Origin of the sequence: Mycolicibacterium sp. MU0050, assembly GCF_963378085.1 — a bacterium.
Taxonomy (GTDB): Bacteria; Actinomycetota; Actinomycetes; order Mycobacteriales; family Mycobacteriaceae; genus Mycobacterium; species Mycobacterium wendilense.
In genome coordinates, this window is the sequence record NZ_OY726395.1 from 4,740,546 (window position 1) to 4,761,796 (window position 21,251).

Here is a 21,251-nt window from a genome sequence, read left to right on the forward strand (position 1 = left end):
CGCAAATCACACCCCGGTCTTTGTTGACGGGTGTCCATTCCATATCGTGGCTGCCATGAGCACCGCTGCCGACTCCGAACGGGTCGCCGACCTCGCCCGGCAGGTCGTCGCCGACCACAACCCGAAATCCGTTCCGATTCCCGAGTATCTCGGCGCCTGTTACGACGCCGGCCTGTCCTGGGTCCACTTCCCGGAGGGCCAGGGTGGCCTCGGCGTCTCCCGCGGTCTGCAGGCCGTGGCCGACGGGATCCTGCAGGGCGCCGGCGGTCCGGTGCCGCTGGGGCTCAACCCGATGGGCTACGGCATGGCCGCGCCCACCATCCGCGAGCATGCGCAGTCCGACGAACTGAAGACGTTCTGGCTGCGCCCGCTCGCCACCACCGAGGACATCTGGTGCCAGCTGTTCTCCGAGCCGGGCGCGGGCTCCGACCTGGCCGGGCTGGCCACCACCGCGGTACAGGACGGCTCCGGGGAGGGCGCAGACTGGGTGATCAACGGCCAGAAGGTGTGGACCAGCCTGGCGCACCGCGCCCGCTGGGGATTGTTGCTGGCGCGCACCGATCCCAACGTGCCCAAGCACAAAGGCCTGACCTACTTCGTCATCGACATGCACGGTCCGGGCGTAGAGACCCGGCCGCTGCGGCAGCTGACCGGGCAGGCGGAGTTCAACGAGGTGTACTTCACCGACGCGCGCATTCCCGACGCCCATCGTCTCGGCGCGGTCGGCAACGGTTGGGGCGTGGCAATGACCACGCTGATGAACGAGCGCAGTGCGCTGGGCGGCAGCGGCAGCCGACGCGGCGCCGGCACCATCTCCGATGCCGTCGGATTGTGGGCGGCCCGGCCCGAACTGCGCACGCCGGTGCTGCGCGACCGGCTGACCCAGCTGTGGCTGCGGTCCGAGGCGCAACGTCTGACCGCCGAACGCTCCCGCGCCTCGGCCGGTGTCGGCGGCCCCGGCCCGGAGGGGTCGATCGGCAAGCTGGTCGGCGCCGAACTCAACCAGCACATCTACCAGTGGTGCATGGATCTGCTCGGGCCGGAAGGGGTGCTGTACCACGACTACAACCTGCCGGCCGAGCGCGATTCCGAGACCGACTGGCGCGGGCCGATCCAGCAGCGGTTCCTGCGCAGCCGCGCGAACACCATCGAAGGCGGCACCTCCGACGTGATGCGCAACATTCTCGGCGAGCGCGTTCTGGGCCTGCCGGGCGACCTGCGTGCCGATGCCGGCATGCCGTGGAAGGAGATCCCCCGTGGCTGAGTTCACGTTCAGCACCGAGCAGCAGGAGCTGCGCAAGGCGGTGCGTAAGTTCGCGGCGGACAACTTCGGCGAGGAGACCGTCCGGCGCCTGATGGAGTCGGATCCCACCTTCGACCCGAAGGTGTGGGGACGGCTCGGCGCCGAGCTCGGCGTGCTGGGCCTGGCGGTCCCCGAGGGCGCCGGCGGGGTCGGCGGGACCCTGGTGGACCAGGCCGTCGCGGTCGAGGAGCTGGGTGCCGCGCTGTCCTGCGGTCCGCTGTTCGGCACCGTGTACCTGGCGATCCCCGCGCTGGTGGCCGCGTCCGCCGGCGCCGCGCGCGATGCGCTGCTGCCCGAGCTGATCGAGGGCCGCAAGACCGCGGCCTTCGCGGTGCCCGATCACGGCGGGGCGTTCGACGCCGGTCGGGTCACGCTGACCGCAACCCCCGGCGAGTCCGGCACCGTCAGCGGTACGGTCGCGCGGGTGGTCGACGGCGACGCCGCCGACGTGATCCTGGTGGCGGCCAACGGATCCGACGGCGTGGGACTGTACGCCGTGGACGCCGGCGCCGTGCAGCGCCGCAAGCTGGTGACCCTGGACCTCACCCGCCCGCAGGCCGATCTGGAATTCTCCGAAGCCCCAGCGCAATTGGTGGCCGGCGCCGAGGAGGCCGAGCGGGTCATCAATCATGCGCTGCAGGTCGGTTCGGTGCTGTTGGCCGTCGAACAGGTCGGCGCGAGTCAGCATCTCCTCGACATCGCCGTGGAGTACGCCAAGACCCGCCTGCAGTTCGGTCGGCCCATCGGGTCGTTCCAGGCCGTCAAGCACCGGTTGGCCGATCTGTTGGTGGAGGTCGAGCACGCCCGGTCGACCGCCTACCACGCCGTGTGGGCGCTCACCGACGGCAGCGACGATCCGGCGCTGGCGGCCAGCATTGCGCAGGCCACCTGCTCGGCGGCGTTCAGCCAGGTTGCGCGCGACACCATCCAGACCCTGGGCGGCATCGGCTTCACCTGGGAGCACCAGGCGCATCTGTACTTCAAGCGCGCCGTCTGCGACGCGGCGTTGCTCGGGTCGCCCGAGCAGCATCGCGACCGGGTGGCGCAATTGGTGCTCGACGACGCGTCGGTGGAGCGGGTTCCGGACGTCGCGGTCGGCGTGCCCGGCTGACCCGGGCAGCCGACACCGGTCACCCGCCACGCGCTATGTACCATTCGGTCTATGGCTGAGCAGCATCCTTTCGACGTCGGCATCGCCCTCGAGCACTCCGACGACGGGACGCTGCGCGGCCGTACCGACCCGGGCTGGAACAACATGGTGGGTCCGTTCGGCGGGATCACCGCGGCCACCCTGCTGCACGCGATCGAGTCCCAGCCCGACGCGCACGGCGCACCGCTGACCCTGACGGTCAACTTCCTCGCGCCGATCGCCGACGGCGAGTTCCAGGTGTCCGCACGCGCGCTGCGCACCAATCGGACCAACCAGCACTGGTATGCCGAACTGTCCCAGGACGGTGCGCCCAAGACCACCGCCACCGCGATCTTCGGCATCCGCCGCGAAACCTGGTCGGACACCGAACTCATCGCGCCCGACGTGCCGGTCCCCGAGGACCTGCCGGAGCCGGGCACACCGCGCGGGGTCGCGGTGTGGATCGGCAACTACGACATGCGGGTCATCGAGGGGCCGTATCCCGGACCCGACGACGGTCCCAGCCCGTCCTCGTTGACCAAGCTGTGGGTGCGCGATCGCCGCGGCCGGACCCACGACTACGCCGCGCTGACCGCCCTGTGCGACATCTTCTATCCGCGGTCCTATGTGCGGCGCGCGCAGGTCGGCCCCGCCGGCACCATCTCCATGACCATCTACTTCCACGCCGACAGCGCCGAATTACAGTCCGTGGGCGACGATTTCCTGCTCGGCTGCGCGCGCGGGAACCGGTTCTCGAACGGGTACTTCGACCAATCAGCCGAACTCTGGTCCCGTTCCGGGGCGCTGCTGGCCACCACCCACCAGCTGGTGTACTTCAAGGCGTGAGCGCTCAGCGCAGCACCGCGTCGATGGCGCGGTAGATCCGCTTCTCGCTGACCGGCTTCGGCGTGCCGAGCTGCTGGGCCCACAGGCTGACCCGGAACTCCTCGATCTGCCGGCCGATCTCACGGACGTCCTGGGCCTGCGCCCGGATCGGTGAAAGTGACTGCAGCAGTTCATGATAAGCGTCTTCGACGGCATGCACGCGCAGCATCCGTTCGCGGTCGGCGCCCGGTGCCTGCGCCAAGCGTTCCAGCCGCCGGGCGATCGCGGTCAGATAGCGGGTCAGATCAGCGAGATGCCCCGCCCCGGCCGCGCTGACGAATCCGGCGGGCATCAGGTCGGCGAGTTGCGCGCGGATGTCGGCGACGGCGTCGGCCTGCGCCGCGTTGGGCTGATCCGGGAGCCCCACTCGCACGTCGTGATAGGCGGCCAGCACCCGCTGCGCGCGGGCCAGCAGATCGCGCGTCCGCGCACCCAATCCGTCCGCCACCCGCCGGCGCAGGGCCGCGAATTCGTCTCGGGTCCAGGCCGGTTCGGGCGCCAGCGCGGCGATCGCGGCGTCGGCGCAGTCCTCGATCAGAGCCGACAGCGACCCGTTGGGATTGTTGCCCAGGATCAGCCGCGCGCGGGGGTCCAGTTCGCGCTCGAGGGCCTTGGTCGGCACCGGGACCACGAGGCGCAGCAGCGCCCGGGTGCCCGCCCGCATCGCGGCGCGCTGTTCCTCGGGCGTCGGGAGGACCCGCACGTCCACCGCGGCACCGGCGGCGACCAACGCCGGGTAGCCCCGCACCGGGTTGCCGCCGCTGACCGATTCGACGGTCTGCGGCAGCGTCTCGAGGTCCGCGGGCCAGTCCCGCAGGCCGGTCCGTTCCACGCCGTCGGCCAGCGCCTTGGCCACTGCCACGCGGGTGGTCCCCGCCAGGTTCTCCCGCAACGCGTCGATGTCCTTGCCCCGGGCCACCTCGGCACCGTCGGCGTTCTCCACGGCGAAGGTGACGCGCAGGTGCGCGGGGATCTTCTCCAGGTCGAACGCCGACACCGGGACCACCACGCCGGTGCGCCGACGCAGAGCCCGCTGCAGGGCGTCGAGCAGCGGTTCGGTGCCCGGCTCCAGTTCGGGCAGCACCGCCCGCGCGGTGTCCGGTGCGGGAACGAAGTTGCGCCGCAGATCCTTCGGCAGCGACTTGATCAGCGCGGTGACCAATTCCTCGCGCAACGCCGGGACCTGCCAGGCAAAGCTGTCACCGCCGAGCCGGGCCAGCACCTCCAGCGGCACATGCACGGTCACGCCGTCGTCCTCGGCGCCGGGCTCGAACCGGTAGGTCAGCGGCAACGCGACGTCGTCGGCGCGCCAGACGTCGGGATGCTCGGCGTCGTCGTCGCCGCGTAGCAATTCGTCCCGGGTGAAGGTGAGCAGGTCCGGGGTGCGGTGCCGCTGCTTCTTCCACCAGGCGTCGAAGTGCCGGACCGAGACGACGTCGGCCGGGATGCGGGCGTCATACAGCGCGTAGATCTCGTCGTCGCTGACCATGAGGTCACGCCGGCGCGCGCGCTCCTCGACCTCGACGAGTTCGTTGCGCAGCGCGGTGTTGTCCCGGAAGAAGTGGTGCCGGGTCTGCCACTCGCCGTCGACCAGGGCGTGCCGAATGAACATCTCGCGCGCCAACTCCGGGTCGGTGCGCGCGAAGTCCACCGGCCGCCGCACCACCAGCGGCAAGCCGTAGAGCGTCACCCGCTCGTAGGCCATCGCGGCCCCGCGCTTGGCACTCCAGTGCGGCTCGCTGTAGCTGCGCTGCACCAGGTCACCGGCGATGCCCTCAATGGCTTCCGGTTCGATACGCGCCGCGATCCGCCCGTAGAGCCGGCTGGTCTCCACCAGTTCGGCGACCACCAGCCAGCGCGGCGGCCGTTTGGTCAGCACGGATCCGGGCGCCAACACGAACCGGGAGTTCCGCGCCCCCTGATATTCCCGGGAATCTCCGTCCCGCATCCCGATGTGCGACAGCAGGCCCGCCGTCAGCGCCGCGTGCACCCGGTTCGGGTCCGCCGGTTCCCCGCCCGCCTCGCCGGCCCGGATCCCGAGCCCGGCGGCGATGCTGCGCAACTGGCCGACCAGGTCCTGCCACTCGCGGATGCGCAGGTAATGCAGGAACTCCTCGCGACACATCCGCCGAAAGGCGTTTCCGGACCGGGCCTTTCGCTGCTCACGCAGATAGTTCCACAGGTTCAGATAGGTCATGAAGTCGGAGTGCTCGTCGGCGAAGCGGGCATGCTTTTGCCGGGCGGCTTCCTCGCGGTCGGTGGGGCGCTCGCGCGGATCCGGGATCGACAGCGCCGCCGCCAGCACCAATACCTCTGCGACACAGCCCTGTTCGTCGGCCGCCAGGATCATCCGGCCCAGCCGGGGGTCGACGGGCAGCTGCGCCAACCGACGGCCCAGCTCGGTGATGGCACCGCCGGCGTCGAAGGCGCCGAGTTCCTGCAGCAGCTGCACGCCGTCGCGGATACTGCGGCCCTCCGGCGGATCCAGGAACGGGAAGCTCTCGATGTCGCCGAGGCCCAGTGCCGCCATCTGCAGGATCACCGCGGACAGGTTGGTGCGCAGGATCTCCGGGTCGGTGTAACGCGGCCGAGCCGCGAAATCCGGCTCTGAGTACAGCCGGATGCAGACGCCGGGCGCGGTGCGGCCGGACCGCCCTGCCCGCTGATCGGCCGACGCCTGCGAGATCGGTTCGATCGGCAGCCGCTGCACCTTGGTCCGGCGGCTGTAGCGGGAGATCCGGGCGGTCCCGGGGTCGATGACGTAGCGGATGCCCGGCACCGTCAGCGACGTCTCGGCGACGTTGGTGGCCAGCACGATTCGCCGGCGTAGGTTGTCGGCCGGCCGGGGGCTGAACACCCGCTGCTGCTCGGCGGTGGGCAGCCGGGCGTACAGCGGCAGCACTTCCAGCTCGTGGCCGCCGGTGTGGGCGGCCCGCAAAGCTTCGGCGGTGTCCCGGATCTCGCGCTCCCCGGACAGGAACACCAAGACGTCGCCGGGTGGTTCGGCGGCCAGTTCGTCGACCGCGTCGAGGATGGCCTCGGTCTGGTCGCGGGTCTCGCTGCGGATGATCTCGTGGTCGGGGTCGTCGGGGTCCGCGTCGTCCTGCGCGTCGCCGACGGCCACCTCCAAGGGGCGGTACCGGATCTCGACGGGGTAGGTGCGTCCGGACACCTCGACGATCGGAGCCGGTCGTCCGGCGTCGCCGAAGTGCGCCGCGAACCGCTCCGGTTCGATGGTCGCCGAGGTGACGATGACCTTCAGGTCCGGTCGGCGGGGCAGCAGCTCCCGCAGGTAGCCGAGCAGGAAGTCGATGTTGAGGCTGCGTTCGTGCGCCTCGTCGAGGATCAGGGTGTCGTAGCGCAGCAGTCGCCGGTCCCGCTGGATCTCGGCCAACAGGATGCCGTCGGTCATCAGCTTGATCAGGGTGCGGTCGCCGGCCTGATCGGTGAACCGGACCGTATAGCCGACGGTCTCGCCGAGCGGGGTGCCCAGTTCGTCGGCGATCCGCTGGGCCACCGTGCGCGCGGCCAGCCGCCGCGGCTGGGTGTGCCCAATGGTGCCGCGGATCCCGCGGCCGAGTTCCAGACAGAGCTTGGGCAGCTGGGTGGTCTTTCCGGAGCCGGTCGCGCCGGCGACGACCACGACCTGGTTGGCGTTGATCGCGGCGGCCAGTTCGTCCCGGGACGCGCTGACCGGCAGGTCGGGATAGCTGATCTGCGGCACCGCGTCGCGGCGCGCCACCACCAGCGCCTCGGCGCTGCCGATCTGGTTCTCAATCTTGGCCAGGGCGTCCGGAGTGGGCTTCCGCAGGCCCTTGAGCCGCCGTCCCAGCCGGGCCGCGTCGCGGATCGTCAGCCCGTCCAGGCGGGCGCGCAGCGCGCGCACCGCCTCGCGCGAAGATGGATCGGACACTCAGTCGAGGATAGGCGGGGACCAGTAGGCCAGCAGCTCCGCGAAGGTGTCGAAGGCGGCCTTGTTGACGGCGTAGGTGGCCTCCAGATGGATGCTCAGCGGGAAACCCAGCTCGGCGACCCCGTCGATCACCCGCTTGTACAGGTCCACCATCCGTCGGCGGCGCTGCGCCGGTTCGTCGGCGGCCAACGACCTCACGAACTCCTGCTCCTCGGCGACCGCCGCGTTCCCGGGATCCTGGATCAGCCAGTTGATAAGACCCACCCGGGTCTCGACCTGCGGCACGAATCCGAACGACAGCAGGATCTCGGGGCGATGATCGGTCTCGGCGGCGAACCGGGTCAGGAAGTCGACGATGGCGTCGGAGTACAACAGCTGGGTCAGGCCGTAGGTGGCGCCGCGGTCGCATTTGAAGTTGAACCGGCCGTGCTCGCCGTCGCGGGTGGGGATCAGGATCGCGCCGCGGTTGGGCACCTCGGCCTCGAACAGCGACAGCGCGTCGGTCGGGGCGACCCCGTGGCCCTCGCCGTCGTTCATGGTGCGCGGAACCCCGACGAAGGCGATGCCCTCGATCCCGGCGTCCTGCAGGTCACGCACCCGGCGGCGCAGCGGATCTTCGTCGAGGAACGCGGTGACCTGGGTGCACAATCCGCTGACCCCGGGAAGTTCCGGCTTGATGACGTTCCAGAAGTCCAGGACGTCCATCTTCGGCTTCATCTCGACGGGACGGCCGTCGTCCTCCTCGATCATGCTGGGCATCATCACGTGCCCGATCCGCCCCTCCAGGCCGGTGGCCGACGCGGCCTCCCGCACCTTGTGTGCCTCCTCGATGGCGCGTCCGCGGCCGAGCTCGGCGTTGGGCGGCACGAGTTCCAGCGCAACGGTGTTGAGGGTCACGAAATAGCTCCTAGGACGGCTTGCCGGTGAGTGTGGCCGCATCGCCATCGCCGGCGGCCGGGGATCGGCACCTCAGGACACGATAGCCGCACCGGGTTCGCGCCCGGGCGCTAGGACGACCTCACAGGCGGGGCGCGGCCGCACCGGTCAGACCCGCCCCGTCGAGGTCCATGATGCGGTCCAGTTGCCCGGCGACGTCCTCGATCGTCAGCGACGGGTTCGATATGCCCTGGCTGACCACCATGGCCATCCGGGCGACCCCGCCCATGCCGGCCTGCAGTACCTCGCCGGTGAGCGGACACGACTCGTGCGCCAGGAAGGCCGCGGCCGGGGCGACGAGGTCCGGGGGCATGCCGGCGTTGATCTGGTCCATCACCTCGCTGCTCAGCGACAGCACGGCCGCCACCTTGTCCGAGTGGGAGGCCGACATGCGGGTGAAGGCGCGCGGGGCGACCGCGTTGACCGCGATCCCGTGCGCCGCCCCCTCGGTGGCGAGATTGCGGGTGAGCGACCACCACCCGCGCTCCGCGGGCGGCCAACAGCAACGCGTAGCTGCGCCCCACGCCGCGGCCGGCGCCGGTGACGACCACGACCCGGTCGTCGAAACGAAGTTCGGTCACCACGGCCCGTTACTGCGGGTCGAACAGGACCGGCACGGCGGTGGGTGAACGGAACACCTGGCCGCGGATGTGCGGATCACCCGCGTCCGGGTCCAGCCGAAGGTTGGGCAGCCGGTCCAGCAAAAGGTTGATGGCCGTGCGCATTTCGAGGCGCGCCAGGTGCATGCCGAGACACACGTGCACGCCGTGCCCCCAGCCCAGGTGTCCCTTGGGGGTGCGGAACAGGTCGAATGTGTTGGGATCGGGGTACCGATCGTCCTGCCGGTTGGCCGCGCCCAGCATCGGCATGACCGTCGCCCCGGCCGGGATCTGCACCCCGCCGAGCACGGTGTCGCGGGTGGCCACCCGGGTGATGGTGAGCAGCGGAGCTTCCCAGCGCACGCCCTCCTCGATGGCCTGCGGGAGCAGCGACCGATCGGCGCGGATGGCTTCCAGCTGTGCCGGATCCGACAGCAGCGCCAGCAGCAGGCTGCCCAGCGCCCGGTAGGTGGTCTCCACTCCGGCGGGCAGCAGCAGTCGCAGGAAGGAGAAGATCTCCTCGTCCGCAAGCTTCTCGCCGTCGATCTCGGCCGCCGCCAACGCGCTGATGAGGTCCTCGCGTGGGTCGGCCCGGCGGGCGTCGAGGATCGGCGCGAAGTAGTCGCACAACGCCTGCGACGCAGCGAGTCCGCGCTCCGGGTTCATCAGCCAGCTCAGCAGTGAGATGGACCAGCGCTGGAACTGCGGGTAGTCGTCCTCCGGCAGCCCGAGCAACCCGGCGATGATCTGGCTCGGGTAGTCGAAGGTGAATTCCTTCACCAGGTCGGCCTTGCCGTTCGGCGCGAAGTTGTCGATCAGGCTGTTGCCCACCCGGCCGACCAACTCGTCTTCCCACCGCGCCAAGGCCTTCTGACCGAACGCCTTCTGCACCAGCGCGCGCAGCCGGCCGTGGACCGGTTCGTCCATGCCGAGCATCACCCGCTCGCCGAGCACCGGGCCGAACGCCGCGATGACGCTCGCCGAGGAGAAGGTCTCGTTGTCGCGCAGCATCTGCTGCGCCTCCTCGTAGCGGTACACGATGAACATCGGCAGCGATTCCTCGTGCGGCAACGCCCCGGAGGTCTCCAGGCGTTGGACGGGTTCGGAGTTGCGCAGCCGGGCCAACTCGGTATAGGGGTCGCGGACGTCACCGGAGATCGCGTCGTCGAAGGCGCCGAAATCCTCGAGATCGTCGAAAAGCTGTTCCATTGTGCTCCTTACGGGGTGAAAGCCTGCTTACTGGGCCGGGTAGGCCACCGATTTCACCTCGGTGTACTGCGCGAATCCGATGGCGCCGTTCTGCCGGCCGACGCCGCTGTCCTTGTAACCACCGAACGGGGTGTCCGCGCCGTAGCCCGCGGTGCCGTTGAGGCCGATGAACCCCGCCCGCAGCCGCCGCGCCACGGCCAGGGAGCGCTCCAGCGAGCCCGACATCACGTTGCCGGCCAGGCCGTACGGGCTGTCGTTGGCGATCCGGACGGCGTCGTCCTCATCGTCGTATCCGATGACCGTCAGCACCGGGCCGAAGATCTCCTCCTGCGCAATGGTCATCGAGTTGTCCACCTCGGTGAACAGCGTCGGGCTGACCCAGAATCCCTTGTCGAACTCCGCGGGCGCCGCGGCGCTGCCCACCAGCATCGTCGCGCCCTCGTCGACACCCTTGCGGATGTAGCCGAGGATGCGGTCCCGCTGTTTGGCCGAGATCACCGGCCCGCACAAGGTGCCGGGGTCCTGCGGATCGCCGGGAGCGATGTTCTGGTAGATGCCCTGCAGGATCGCGACACCCTCGTCATACCTGGAGCGCGGCAACAATATCCGGGTGGGCGCGGCGCATCCTTGACCGGCGTGTAGCAGCGGACCGATACCGATCAGGCAGGCCGTGTTGAAGTCGGCGTCGTCGAGCACGATGGTCGCCGATTTGCCGCCGAGTTCGAGGAACAGCCGCTTCATGGTCGCCGCGCCTTTTTCCATGATGCGCTTGCCCACCGCGGTGGAACCGGTGAAGGAGATCATGTCCACCTTCGGCGAGAGGGTGAGTTCCTCGCCGACCAGGTGATCCGAAGCGGTCACCACGTTCACCGCGCCGGCCGGCATATCGGTGTGCTCGGCGATCAGCCGGCCGAGCCGGGTGGCGTTGAACGGGGTGTCCGGCGCGGCTTTGAGCACCACGGTGTTGCCCGCGGCCAGCGCCTGACCGAGCTTGTTGATGCTCACCTCGAAGGGGAAGTTCCACGGGACGATGGCCCCGACGACGCCGACCGGCTCGTGCCAGACCTTGCGGGTGGTGTTGACGCCGGTCACCGACACCACGGTGTCACCGAGGTCGGTTTCCCAGCCGAAGGTGTCGATCAGACCGGCGGGATAGCGCAGGCCGTCGGCGAACGGGGCGTCCAGCTGCGGGCCGTGGGTCACCGCGCGCGGCGCGCCCACCTCCCGGATGAGTTCCTCGCGCAGTTCCTCCAATTCGCCGGCGATGGCGTCGTGCAACTGCAGCAGGCAGCGCTTCCGGAACTGGTGATCGGTGGCCCAGTCGGTCTCGTCGAAGCAGCGGCGGGCCGCATCGATCGCGCGGCGCATGTCCGCACGCGAGGCATCGGCCACCTCACCGAGCACCTCCTCGGTGGCCGGATTGATGTTGGTGAAGGCGCCCGCTTCGCCGTCGACGAGCTTGCCGTCGATCAGCATCCGGGACTCGTACGGTGCCGCTACGGCCTCAGTCATGGTTCGCATTCTTTTGTTCGGCGTCCTGCCGCGCGGCCTGGCGGCGGGCGGCCGCCTGCCCGAGCCGCTGCAGGACGGGTTGCGGAAGAATCTTGGCGGCCACCACCATGGCCCGCTGCGTGGCGGTCAAGGGCACCGCGCCGCCGCGCATCGCACCCTGCCGCGGGATCCCCAGCACCATCCGGGACATGTGGTGCATGCCCGCGGCGGGCAGGATCCGGTTGGCCACCAACAACATCGATGCTTCGATGCCGACGCCGCGCCGACGGAAGCCGGCCCGGTCGGCCAGCGCCGCCAGCAGGCCGTCGGTGAACTTCTCCGGGGGCCGCGCGAAACTCATGGCGTACCGACCGCGGGTGTTCATGGTGTCGTGCACCCGGGCGTAGGGGCCGTCGAGATCGCGGTCGTCGATGGTGCCGGCGTCGGTGATGATGTCGGTGTCGTAGGTACCGGTCACCAGCACCGTCACGCCCAGCCCGAAGGGGGCGATCTCACCCGCCATCGACTCGCCCCAGCGTTCCAGGGCACCCTTGGCCGCGGAGTAGGCCGCGATCCCGGGCTGGCCCCGCACCCCGCCGGCGCTGGAGATCAGCACGATGCGGCCCTCCCCGGCGGCGCGCATGGCCGGCAGCAACGCCTTGGTCAGCGCCACGGGGCCCATGACGTGGGTGGCGAACATGTCCTGCCAGAGCTGTAGGTCGGCCTCCTCCACCATGCCGGCCGCAGAGATACCGGCGTTGTGCACGATGGCGTACGGAGCGCCGACGGACTCCTCGATGAGCTTGGCCGCGGCGGTGACCGACGCGTGGTCCATCAAGTCGAGTTGCACACCGATCAGCCGCGGATCATCCTCGCCGGCGCCGGTGGCCTCACGCAGCAGCGGCATCCCCCGGTCCGGCGTGCGCATCGCCGCGACCACGCGCCACCCCTCGCGATACAACCGGACGGTCGACGCGAAGCCCAGCCCCCGCGACGCCCCGGTGACGACGACGGTGCGCGGCTCACCCATCCTGGTTCTCCGGTGCGCACTTGCCTTCCCCGGGCGGCGGCGGTTCCACGTCGGGCCGGCCGTTGGGCAGACCGCTCTGCCAGGTGGCCCACTTGCCGACCGAGAACGGCCCCTGGGCGCCTTCCTTCTCGAAATACCCCTGCGGGTCATACACTTTCGCCTCCGGGTACGGCCAGGGGCAGGCCACCGCGGTGGCCAGGCCACTGGCCTTGATGGCGGCGAACCAGGAGCCGTAGGCGAAGTAGGCGACGTTGATGATCGTGAACATCACCAGGAAGGTGCCCAACACCGGTTTCTTCGGGAACAGTTTCGCGCGCGCGGCCAGCTTCTCGGCCACCGACTTGCCGGTGTCGTCCCGGTAGCACAGGATGGCCGCCGGGATCATCACGAACGTCACCGCCAGCGATTCCCAGATCAGCGGGAACTGGAAGGTGGTGCCGGGGAACAACGTTCCGAACGGGATGGCCTGGGAGTAGATGTACAGGCCCGTGCGGACCAGGCTCACCTCCAGGATCGCGTCGAAGATGAAGCCGATGACCAGCACCAGCAACCCGAGGCTGATCAGGGGGTGCCGTGACACGAAGGCAGTGGGCCCGTACTTGGCCTGCCATTTGCGCAGGATCCAGATGGCCGGGAAGAACGGGGCGAAGTAGAACGCGACGTAGCCGAACACGATGAACGGCTCGACTGTCGGCGACAGCATGATCAACGGCCAGTTTTCCGGCCAGTGGATCAATTCAGGGTTGTACACCGCGAACGGCGCCCAGTTCATGATCGGGTCCTGCCACACGATCAGGGTGGTGCACAGGAACATCAACATGATCGGGCTACCCGGATCGCGCCGCCACCCGCGCACGAAGATCACCACGAGGACCACCAACAGCACCACGGTGCCGATCTGGTGCACCCACAGCCACCCGTCGAATCCGAACAGGAACTCGACCGGTCGGGGTCGGCCCTCGACGTTCGGGTTCGCCACCCGGGGATGGACCTCGGTGCGCGCGAACGCGATGAAGAGCCCGAAGAAGGCGATCAGCGCGAAGGCACCCGCCCACCGTCCCCAGTTGGGGCCGGTTCGAGCCGCGGGATCCTTTCGGGCCGAGGGTTTCTCGGTGGCCAGCGGCGCGAACTCCTCGGTGGTCACCGGAGGGCTCCGGTCAGTGACGACGGTTCCATCAGTCTTCCTCCCCGAATCTGTCGACCAGATGTGAGTTGATACCGTCCGCGTCGAGCGTGCGGGCCACCAGATACCCCGAGCCCATCCACGCCCGTCGGGTCCACTTGCCGAGCGACACCCGGGTGCCGGGGGCCCCAGAGGCGGCCGGCATCATCTTGACCCGCTCGAGGGCTTCCTTGACCCCGCGCGGGCTCAGGGGGTGGGCATCGGCGAAGGCCCGCACCAGGGTGGCGGCCACGTCGTGGTTGACCACCGACACGCAGTACTCGGGGCGGCTTCCGTTGTAGCGCTTGGCATACCGGTCGAGCCAGGCCTGCCCCACCGCGTTGCCCTCGTCGTACTGGTCGACCCCCACCCACCCCAGAAACGCGTTCCACATGATCGGGTTGACCCACGCGTTCTGGAAGGCGGTGGTGGTGAAGCGCGGCGGATCCCAGTCGACGGCTTCGAGGGCGGGATTGATGAACACGATGCCGAAACCGAACCCGAGATGCACGATGGCCTCGGCCTTGGCCTGATGCAGGGTGCTCACCGCCGCGTTGATGTCCTGCGCGGTCTGCGCGATGCCGGCCTCGGCGACAATGCGAATCCCCTTGCGCGCCGCGGCGCTCCGCAGGTTCTTCAGATAGCTCTCGCCGATGAGGTTCTGCTCGACCAGCACCCCGATCTCCTTGAGGCCCCGCTTGGCCACCAGGTCGATCAGGAAGATCGGCTCGTCGGTCATCGACCCCTGGGGGAAGGCGAAGGTCCATTCGCCCAGCCAGTCGTCGGTGCCGGTGACACTGATCGCCGGCACCTTGAACCGCTCCTCGATGGCCTCCCGCACCGGCACACAGTTGTCGGTGATGTTCGGTCCGAACACCACCAGGCAGCCCTCGTCGACCAGTTCGCCGTAGGCATCGATGACGGCCTTGACCGACCCCTTCGGCAGACCCTCGACCTCGCGGTAGATCATCTGCACCGAGCGGTCCAGCACACCCTGTTCCCGCGCCTCCTCGAAGACCAGGTCGAAGGTGCGGGTGAACGAACTCATCAGCTCGTCCGGGAATCCGGGCGGCAGGGTGAAGTCCATCAGGTATCCGACCTTGATGGGCTCTGCGGTGCTCTCGTAGGACATCTGACCTCCGTCGCGCCGCGCAGGTCACAGCCACCCGCACGGGAAACCTAATATTTGTTTAGACACTAGCGGCGCCGTCTCCGCATGGTCAATGGTTGGCGGGCTGCCCCAAGTAGATGTCGATCATCTCGTTCAGTCCGCGCAGGACCGCCGCGTCGTCGGTCAACGGTCCGGCGATGGCCACCCGGGCGGCGTCGGCGATGGGCAACCCCTCGGCGATCAGACGACCGGCGGCGATCAACACCCGAGTCGAGGCCACCTCCCGCAACCCGCCGGTCTCGAGGCGACGGATCGCCTGGCCGAACCGCACCAACTCCACGGCGGTCGCGTGATCGACGCCCGACTCGTGGGCGATGATGCCCTCCTCCACCTCCGGCTCCGGGAACCCGAACTCGATGGCCACCATCCGTTGCCGGGTCGAGTCCTTGAGATCCTTCAGCACACTCTGATAGCCCGGGTTGTACGACACCACCAGGCCGAATCCGGGCGCCGCCTCCAGCGTCACACCGAGCCGTTCGATCGGGAGTTGCCGCCGGTAGTCGGCGAGCGGGTGCAGCACCACGGTGGTGTCCTGACGGGCCTCCACCACCTCGTCGAGGTAGCAGATCGCGCCCTCGCGCACGGCGCGGGTCAGCGGACCGTCGACCCAGACCGTCTCGTCGCCACGCAGCAGGTACCGGCCGACGAGGTCGGCGGTGGTCAGATCGTCGTGGCAGGCGACGGTGATCAGCGGCCGGCCCAGATCGTGCGCCATCGCCTCGACGAATCGGGTCTTGCCGCAGCCGGTCGGGCCCTTGAGCACCAGCGACAGCCCCTGGCGGTAGGCCGCCTTGAACACGGTCTCCTCGTTACCGACCGCCCGGTAGTACGGGCGGGCGCTCGCGGTCTGCGGCTTCACACCGTTCTGGTAGGCGACCCCGGAATCATTCGACATCTAGATACCTTTCCTCGCATCGCGCGCTCCGCCACACGGCGAGCGCAACAGATGTTTGTTTTAGAAGTTGGACGCCGCGAACGGGATGGGCCGGCGGTAGACGAATGCGTTGGTGCGACTGGTCATTACCTCTCCTGTTGGTTGTCGAGCCTTGCCACCGAGGACAACTCGCCCTCAGGTCGGTGGTGTTCATGCCACGCGCCGGCGAACCTCCGCCGAACGAACGGCCGAGCGGAACATCGGTCCGATCACGCGCGCCAGATGGTCCGGCTGCGCGATGGTGGCGTGCGCCGTGCTGCCGAACACCCGACGCAGCGCGTTCACGTCGGTGCTGGCGCCGACGGTCAGGCATACACACCCGACGCCACGGAGGCGGGCCTCGCCCAGTGCACGTCGGGCATCCGCAGCGCCATAAGCCTTCTCGTAGCCATGGTCATAGGCGAGGCCGTCGGAAATCACGACCAGCAGCCGCCGCGACGTCCCGCCGCGCTGCTCCAGCACGGTCGAACCGTGCCGGATGGCCGCGCCCAGGCGGGAGTACGCGCCGGGTTCCAGACTGTTCAGCCGCCGCAGCACCTGGGCGTCGAGGTGGTCGTCGAAACGCTTGACCGGCACCATGCTCACCGCCGAACGTCCCGACGAGTAGTAGCCGTAGAGGGCCACCCGGTCGCCCAGATCGTGCAACGCGACCATCAGGTGGGCAACCGCGACCCGCTGCTGCTCGTGCACCGTCCGGCCCACCGTGCCCGGTTCCGCCGTCGACCCGGAGATGTCGAGCAGCAGCAGCACCGAAAGATCGCGCTGCCGGCGCAGACTGTCGAGGTAGACCGCCTCGTCGGGCACCGAACCGGCGCGCACCTCGACGCGGGCCTCGACGGCCGCGTCCACGTCGATGTCGTCGCCCTGGGGCTGCCGGTGCCGTCGGTGCAGTCCCATCCCCAGCCGGGCCAACGGGCGTCGCACCCCGACGGCGCCCTCGATCTCCTGCGTCGCCGACGGTTTGATCTGCGCCTCGACCTCGCGGACGGTGCACCAGTCCGGCTTGTAGCTGCCGTGCTCGGCGTCCCATTCCGGGTACTTGCGGCCGTCGCGCGCGATGTCGGTCACCTCATCGCTGTTCAGGGTCGCCAACGACGCGACCGCGTAGGTCCCCCGTCTCGACGAATCGGTGCGGTGCGTGGGTGCGTCCGCTCCCGGCGGCCCCCCACCGTTGCCCCCGGTCTTGCGGGCGGCCGACAGCAGCTTCTTCAGCAGCTTGCCGATGGCACCGCCGCCACCGACCGGGCTGCTGAAGAGGTCCGGATCATCGGAGTCGTCGACCGCCTCGTCGTCGAGTTCCTCCAGCTCCGGTGGCGTGGACTGCTGCCGCGGGACGTGGCCCACCTGCTCGTGGTCGGCCTGCTTGGCCGTCGCGGCCGCGGCGGCCAAGATCTTCTTGGGCCGCAGCACGCCGAAACCCGAAGGTGCACCGGGGAGTTGCTGCCGCCCCCGGGCCACCAGCAGCGACGCCGCGGTGGAGTCGCTGAGACCGGCGACGACGGGATCGGCCAGGGTCGACAGGCGCGGGGGCAGCATCAGCCCGTTGGCGACCAGTGCGCGGTGCGCCTCCACCGCCAGGTACCGCTTGGCCAGCCGCGGGTGGCGCACCAGGCTGCCCACCACCGCGGGGTCCAGACTGTCCGCGGCGATCAGCGACGCGTGCACGGCGACCGAGGCCGTGTGCTCGGCCCGGGCGCCCGCCGGGTCCAGATAGATCGTCTGGCCGTCGGTCCACGACGGCGCCCCCGGCGGCGCCGGCGACACTCCGACCGGGCGGCCGGCCAACGCCGAGGCCAGCATGCCGAGGGATTGCAGGTGGGCACCTTCGCTGTCGTTCTGCACCGCGTCGTTCTGCACCGCGCACCTTCCCGGCGATCGACCATCGTGGGACCAAATATCTGTTCCAGAGTAGAACCTGAGACCCGCCGTTGGATAGCCTTTCGGGGTGATTGATTTCCGGGACCAGGTGGCGATCGTGACCGGCGGCGGCCGCGGCCTCGGCCGGCTTTACGCCCTCGACCTGGCCCGCCGCGGCGCATCGGTGGTGGTCAACGACGTCGGGGGCACCATGGCCGGCGTGGGGACCGACAGCAGCGTCGCCGACGAGGTGGTCGCCGAGATCGTCGCCGCCGGCGGCCGCGCGGTGGCGTCCTACGACTCGGTGGACAGCCCCGAGGGCGGCCAGGCGATCGTGGATACCGCGATCGCGGCCTTCGGCCGAGTCGACACGGTGATCAGCAACGCCGGCATCTTCAACAGCGTCCCGTTCGAGCAACTGTCCGCGCGGGATTGGCGACAGATGTTGCGGGTGCACCTCGACGGCGGGTTCTACCTCAGCCAACCGGCGTTCCAGGTGATGGCCGAGCAGCGGTACGGCCGGTTCGTGTTCATCTCGTCGTCCGCCGGCAATTTCGGCCAGCCCATGGAGGCGCATTATGCCGCCGCCAAGACCGGCCTGATCGGCCTGTCGAACGTCATCGCCATGGAGGGAGCCGCCCACGGTATTTTGTCGAATACCGTTCTGCCCACCGGGTTTTCCCGGATGGTGACCGAAACGGTCGGCGACGAGAAATTTCTCGCCGAGTCCGGCTTCATGCGAGCCATCCGGCCCGAGCTGGTCGTCGGACTGGTGACGTTCCTGGCCAGTCGCGCCTGCGAGTTCACCCATCGCAACTACTCCGCCTGCGCGGGCCGCTATGCGCGGGTCTTCGTGGGCCTCGGCGAGGGGTGGCTGGCCGAGCCCGACCGCGCGCCGACGGCCGAGGACATCCACGCGAATCTGGCCGAGATCTCGTCGACCGAGAGGTTCATCGTCCCCGACTCGATCGTCGACGAAGTCCTGGAGGTGTGCGACCGGCTCGGCATCAGCGCCATGCCGGACGGCGCCGAGGTGGCGTTTCCCGACGCCCGCCCGCGGTGATCGCCCTCCACGACTTCCCGGGACAAATATTTGGCTCACCCGATCCTGACGTTGCCGGTTTGCCGCGACATCTACACTCGGGGCGCGAAGCCGTCGGCAGTGGAGAGGGAAACAGCGTGGCAGCGGTGCCCGTGATCGTGTTGACCGGATATCTGGGTGCCGGCAAGACCACGTTGCTCAACCACGTGCTGCGCACCCCCGATGCGCGCATCGGGGTGGTCATCAACGATTTCGGTGAACTCAACGTCGACGCCGCCCTGGTGACCGGGCAGATCGACGAACCCGCCTCGATCGCCGGCGGCTGCATCTGCTGTCTGCCGGACGAAGGGGGCCTCGACGAGGCGTTGGCCAAGCTCGCCGACCCACGGCTGCGCCTGGACGCCATCATCGTGGAGGCCAGCGGGCTGGCCGAGCCGGTCGCCGTGGGCCGGATGATCCGATTCAGCGGCGTCGACAACGTCCGCCTCGGCGGCGTGGTCGACGTCATCGACGCCGCGACCCACTTCGAGACGGTGGATCGCGACCCCACTCCACCGGCCCGGTACTCGGCGTCGTCGCTGGTGGTGATCAACAAGCTGGATCAGGTGGGCGAGGCGGACCGGGAGTCGGTGTTCGACCGCATCGAGGCCCGCATCCGCCAGAGCAACCCGGCGGTGCACGTGGTCGGCGCCGTCAGCGCGAAGATCGATGCGGCGCTGCTGTTCGACATCACCGCTGCCGAGGACCATTCGGGGCAGCTGTCGTTGCGTGAGCTCCTGCTCGACGAGGCGGCCGAGCAGCGCGACGGTCACGACCACGCCCACCCCCATGACGGCGCGCACGCCGCGTCCGTGACCGCCACCAGCACCGGCGACATCGACCCGGGCGCGCTACTCGACCTGCTGGAGGAGCCGCCGGCCGGGGTGTACCGGATGAAGGGCGTCGTCGCCGTGCGCGCCCGCGATCGTTCGCGCCGCTATCTGGTCAATACGGTTGGCAACACAATCCACATCGCGGCGGCGCCGCCCAAGGCGCGCAGCAACACCCTCGTCGCGATCGGCACCGGCCTGGACCTCGACGCCGTGCGCGCCCGCGTCGAGAACGCGGTGCGCCCGATCGATGCGCCCGCGCCGGCGGCCGGGTTCCGCCGCCTGCAGCGTTACCGGAAGCTGAGCGTCTGACGTGCTTCGCCGGCACCGCCCCGGGCCACCGATCGGTCGGTAGACTCGCTGCGAGAATCCTCGTGCCCCAGCGCACCGGTGGGATTGCTGCGCGAAGGTAGGACGGGAGAGTCGGTAACCGTGCGAGAAGCGGTGAGCAAGACGACGGCGGTGGATGTGGCGGTCGATGACGCCAGTCGTCGCACCGAGATCTTGCAAACCGCCAACACCGTGATCGCCAATTCGGGGTTGCGAACCTCGCTGCAACAGATCGCCGACGCCGCCGGGATCCTGGCCGGCAGCCTCTACCACCACTTCGAGTCCAAAGAAGCCATCCTCATCGAGTTGATCCGGCGCTACCACGCCGAGCTCGACCGGATCGGTCAACGGGCCCTCGACGGGCTGGACGCTCCGAATCCGCGTCCCATCGACGAGCAGATCATCGAACTCGGCTGCGCCATCGCCGGATGCGCGGTGGAACACCGTGCGGCACTGCAGATGTCGTTCTACGAGGGACCGAGCGCGGACCCCGAGCTGATGGAACTGACCCGGCGTCGCCCCACCTCGATCCAGGCCGCCATGCTGCAGATCCTGCGGGCAGGCAAGTGGAGCGGCTACGTGCGGGCCGATGTCGACCTGCCCATTCTCGCCGACCGGATCTGCCAGACCATGCTGCACGTGGGTCTCGACGTGATCCGCAACAACGCCCCCAGCGACCGGGTGGCCACCGTGTTCTGCCGGATCTTGTTGCAGGGGTTGGCCGCCGGCCAGCCCACCGACGCGGACCTCGACCGGTCCGCCGCGTTTGCGGCCGCCGACGACGTGGTGAACACCTGGGACGACGCCGATCTGGATCTCGACAACAAGGCCGACCGGGTGCGGGCGGCGGCGCGGGCCGAGTTCGGCCGGCGCGGTTACGAGACCACCACGGTGCGCGACATCGCCGCCGCCGCCGGGATGGGCACCGGCACCGTCTATCGGCTGATCGGGTCGAAAGAGGATCTGCTGATGTCCATCATGTTGGCCTTCGGCCAGCGGGTGGGTGCGGGCTGGACCGCGGTGTTGAAGTCCGACGCGACGCCGGTGCAGAAGCTGGACGCCTTGAGCTGGGTCAACATCAATGCGCTGACCCGCTTTCCGGACGAGTTCCGGATTCAGCTGGCCTGGATGCGAACATCACCGCCGGACACGCCAAACCCCGGTGCGGCCTTTTCCACCCGGGTTCGGCAGATGAAATCCATGCTGTCCGAGGGGATTCGGTCCGGCGAGATCGACATCGAACATCCCAGCGCGGAGATACTCGCCCGCTGCGTGATCGGCGTGCAGTGGATTCCCGAGAACATCCTGCTGGAGCTCGGCCCCCGCGGTTCCCTGATCCACGCGCGGGACACCGTCATTCGCGGCGTCACCACCCGCGAAGGCTGACCGCC

16 protein-coding genes and 1 pseudogene are annotated in these 21,251 nt (G+C 69.3%); 6 read left to right on the forward strand and 11 right to left on the reverse strand.

From position 1 onward, the window contains the following. Positions 1-55 precede the first annotated feature (55 nt). Genes R2K23_RS22620 through R2K23_RS22630 form a run of 3 tightly spaced genes read left to right on the forward strand, consistent with a single transcriptional unit; the run spans position 56 to position 3,278 of the window. Positions 56-1,264: an acyl-CoA dehydrogenase family protein gene (locus R2K23_RS22620; RefSeq protein WP_316512777.1), complete on the forward strand. Its 1,209-nt coding sequence runs from the start codon at positions 56-58 to the stop codon at positions 1,262-1,264. Continuing rightward, the gene (locus R2K23_RS22625) at positions 1,257-2,414 is read left to right on the forward strand and encodes an acyl-CoA dehydrogenase family protein (RefSeq protein ID WP_316512780.1); all 1,158 of its coding nucleotides are present in this window, start codon (positions 1,257-1,259) and stop codon (positions 2,412-2,414) included. Before R2K23_RS22620 ends, R2K23_RS22625 begins: the two co-directional genes overlap by 8 nt. 51 nt (positions 2,415-2,465) lie before the next feature. Further along, on the forward strand, positions 2,466-3,278 hold the full coding sequence (locus R2K23_RS22630) for an acyl-CoA thioesterase (RefSeq protein ID WP_316512781.1): 813 nt from the start codon (positions 2,466-2,468) through the stop codon (positions 3,276-3,278). A gap of 4 nt (positions 3,279-3,282) precedes the next feature. Here R2K23_RS22630 and hrpA read toward each other — a convergent pair whose 3' ends face one another. The 11 genes and pseudogenes from hrpA to R2K23_RS22685 form a co-directional block, all read right to left on the reverse strand. Beyond that, the gene (hrpA, locus tag R2K23_RS22635) at positions 3,283-7,230 is read right to left on the reverse strand and encodes an ATP-dependent RNA helicase HrpA (RefSeq protein WP_316512784.1); all 3,948 of its coding nucleotides are present in this window, start codon (positions 7,228-7,230) and stop codon (positions 3,283-3,285) included. Then, on the reverse strand, positions 7,231-8,127 hold the full coding sequence (locus tag R2K23_RS22640; protein WP_316512786.1) for a mycobacterial-type methylenetetrahydrofolate reductase: 897 nt from the start codon (positions 8,125-8,127) through the stop codon (positions 7,231-7,233). 121 nt (positions 8,128-8,248) lie between these two features. Beyond that, positions 8,249-8,596: a Rossmann-fold NAD(P)-binding domain-containing protein gene (locus tag R2K23_RS22645; RefSeq protein WP_316517497.1), complete on the reverse strand. Its 348-nt coding sequence runs from the start codon at positions 8,594-8,596 to the stop codon at positions 8,249-8,251. 7 nt (positions 8,597-8,603) lie between these two features. Continuing rightward, positions 8,604-8,747: pseudogene (locus R2K23_RS24920) on the reverse strand (SDR family NAD(P)-dependent oxidoreductase); the annotation flags it as partial. Between the two features lie 9 nt (positions 8,748-8,756). Next, entirely contained in the window at positions 8,757-9,974 is a 1,218-nt protein-coding gene (locus R2K23_RS22655) for a cytochrome P450 (RefSeq protein WP_316512789.1), read from the reverse strand. Between the two features lie 27 nt (positions 9,975-10,001). Continuing rightward, positions 10,002-11,486, reverse strand: a complete 1,485-nt coding sequence (locus R2K23_RS22660; RefSeq protein WP_316512791.1) for an aldehyde dehydrogenase family protein — start codon at positions 11,484-11,486, stop codon at positions 10,002-10,004. Further along, entirely contained in the window at positions 11,479-12,495 is a 1,017-nt protein-coding gene (locus R2K23_RS22665; protein ID WP_316512794.1) for an SDR family oxidoreductase, read from the reverse strand. Before R2K23_RS22665 ends, R2K23_RS22660 begins: the two co-directional genes overlap by 8 nt. Beyond that, positions 12,488-13,615 (reverse strand): spirocyclase AveC family protein, encoded by a 1,128-nt coding sequence (locus tag R2K23_RS22670; protein ID WP_396893676.1) that lies wholly within the window; start codon positions 13,613-13,615, stop codon positions 12,488-12,490. Before R2K23_RS22670 ends, R2K23_RS22665 begins: the two co-directional genes overlap by 8 nt. Positions 13,616-13,670: 55 nt before the next feature. Beyond that, positions 13,671-14,789, reverse strand: a complete 1,119-nt coding sequence (locus R2K23_RS22675) for an ABC transporter substrate-binding protein (RefSeq protein ID WP_316512796.1) — start codon at positions 14,787-14,789, stop codon at positions 13,671-13,673. An 88-nt stretch (positions 14,790-14,877) separates the two neighbouring features. Next, on the reverse strand, positions 14,878-15,723 hold the full coding sequence (locus R2K23_RS22680) for a CbbQ/NirQ/NorQ/GpvN family protein (RefSeq protein WP_316512798.1): 846 nt from the start codon (positions 15,721-15,723) through the stop codon (positions 14,878-14,880). 189 nt (positions 15,724-15,912) lie between these two features. Beyond that, complete coding sequence (locus R2K23_RS22685) at positions 15,913-17,604, reverse strand: nitric oxide reductase activation protein NorD (protein ID WP_396893678.1); 1,692 nt, start codon at positions 17,602-17,604, stop codon at positions 15,913-15,915. A 103-nt stretch (positions 17,605-17,707) separates the two neighbouring features. Between R2K23_RS22685 and R2K23_RS22690 the strand changes: the two genes are divergently transcribed. From R2K23_RS22690 to R2K23_RS22700, 3 genes are all read left to right on the forward strand, one after another. After that, positions 17,708-18,682: an SDR family NAD(P)-dependent oxidoreductase gene (locus R2K23_RS22690; protein WP_316512800.1), complete on the forward strand. Its 975-nt coding sequence runs from the start codon at positions 17,708-17,710 to the stop codon at positions 18,680-18,682. Positions 18,683-18,798: 116 nt separating this feature from the next. Continuing rightward, positions 18,799-19,842 carry a CobW family GTP-binding protein gene (locus R2K23_RS22695; RefSeq protein ID WP_316512802.1) on the forward strand — a complete coding sequence of 348 codons (1,044 nt, stop codon included), beginning with the start codon at positions 18,799-18,801 and terminating at the stop codon, positions 19,840-19,842. A 132-nt stretch (positions 19,843-19,974) separates the two neighbouring features. After that, the gene (locus R2K23_RS22700) at positions 19,975-21,246 is read left to right on the forward strand and encodes a TetR/AcrR family transcriptional regulator (RefSeq protein WP_316512807.1); all 1,272 of its coding nucleotides are present in this window, start codon (positions 19,975-19,977) and stop codon (positions 21,244-21,246) included. Positions 21,247-21,251 lie beyond the last annotated feature (5 nt).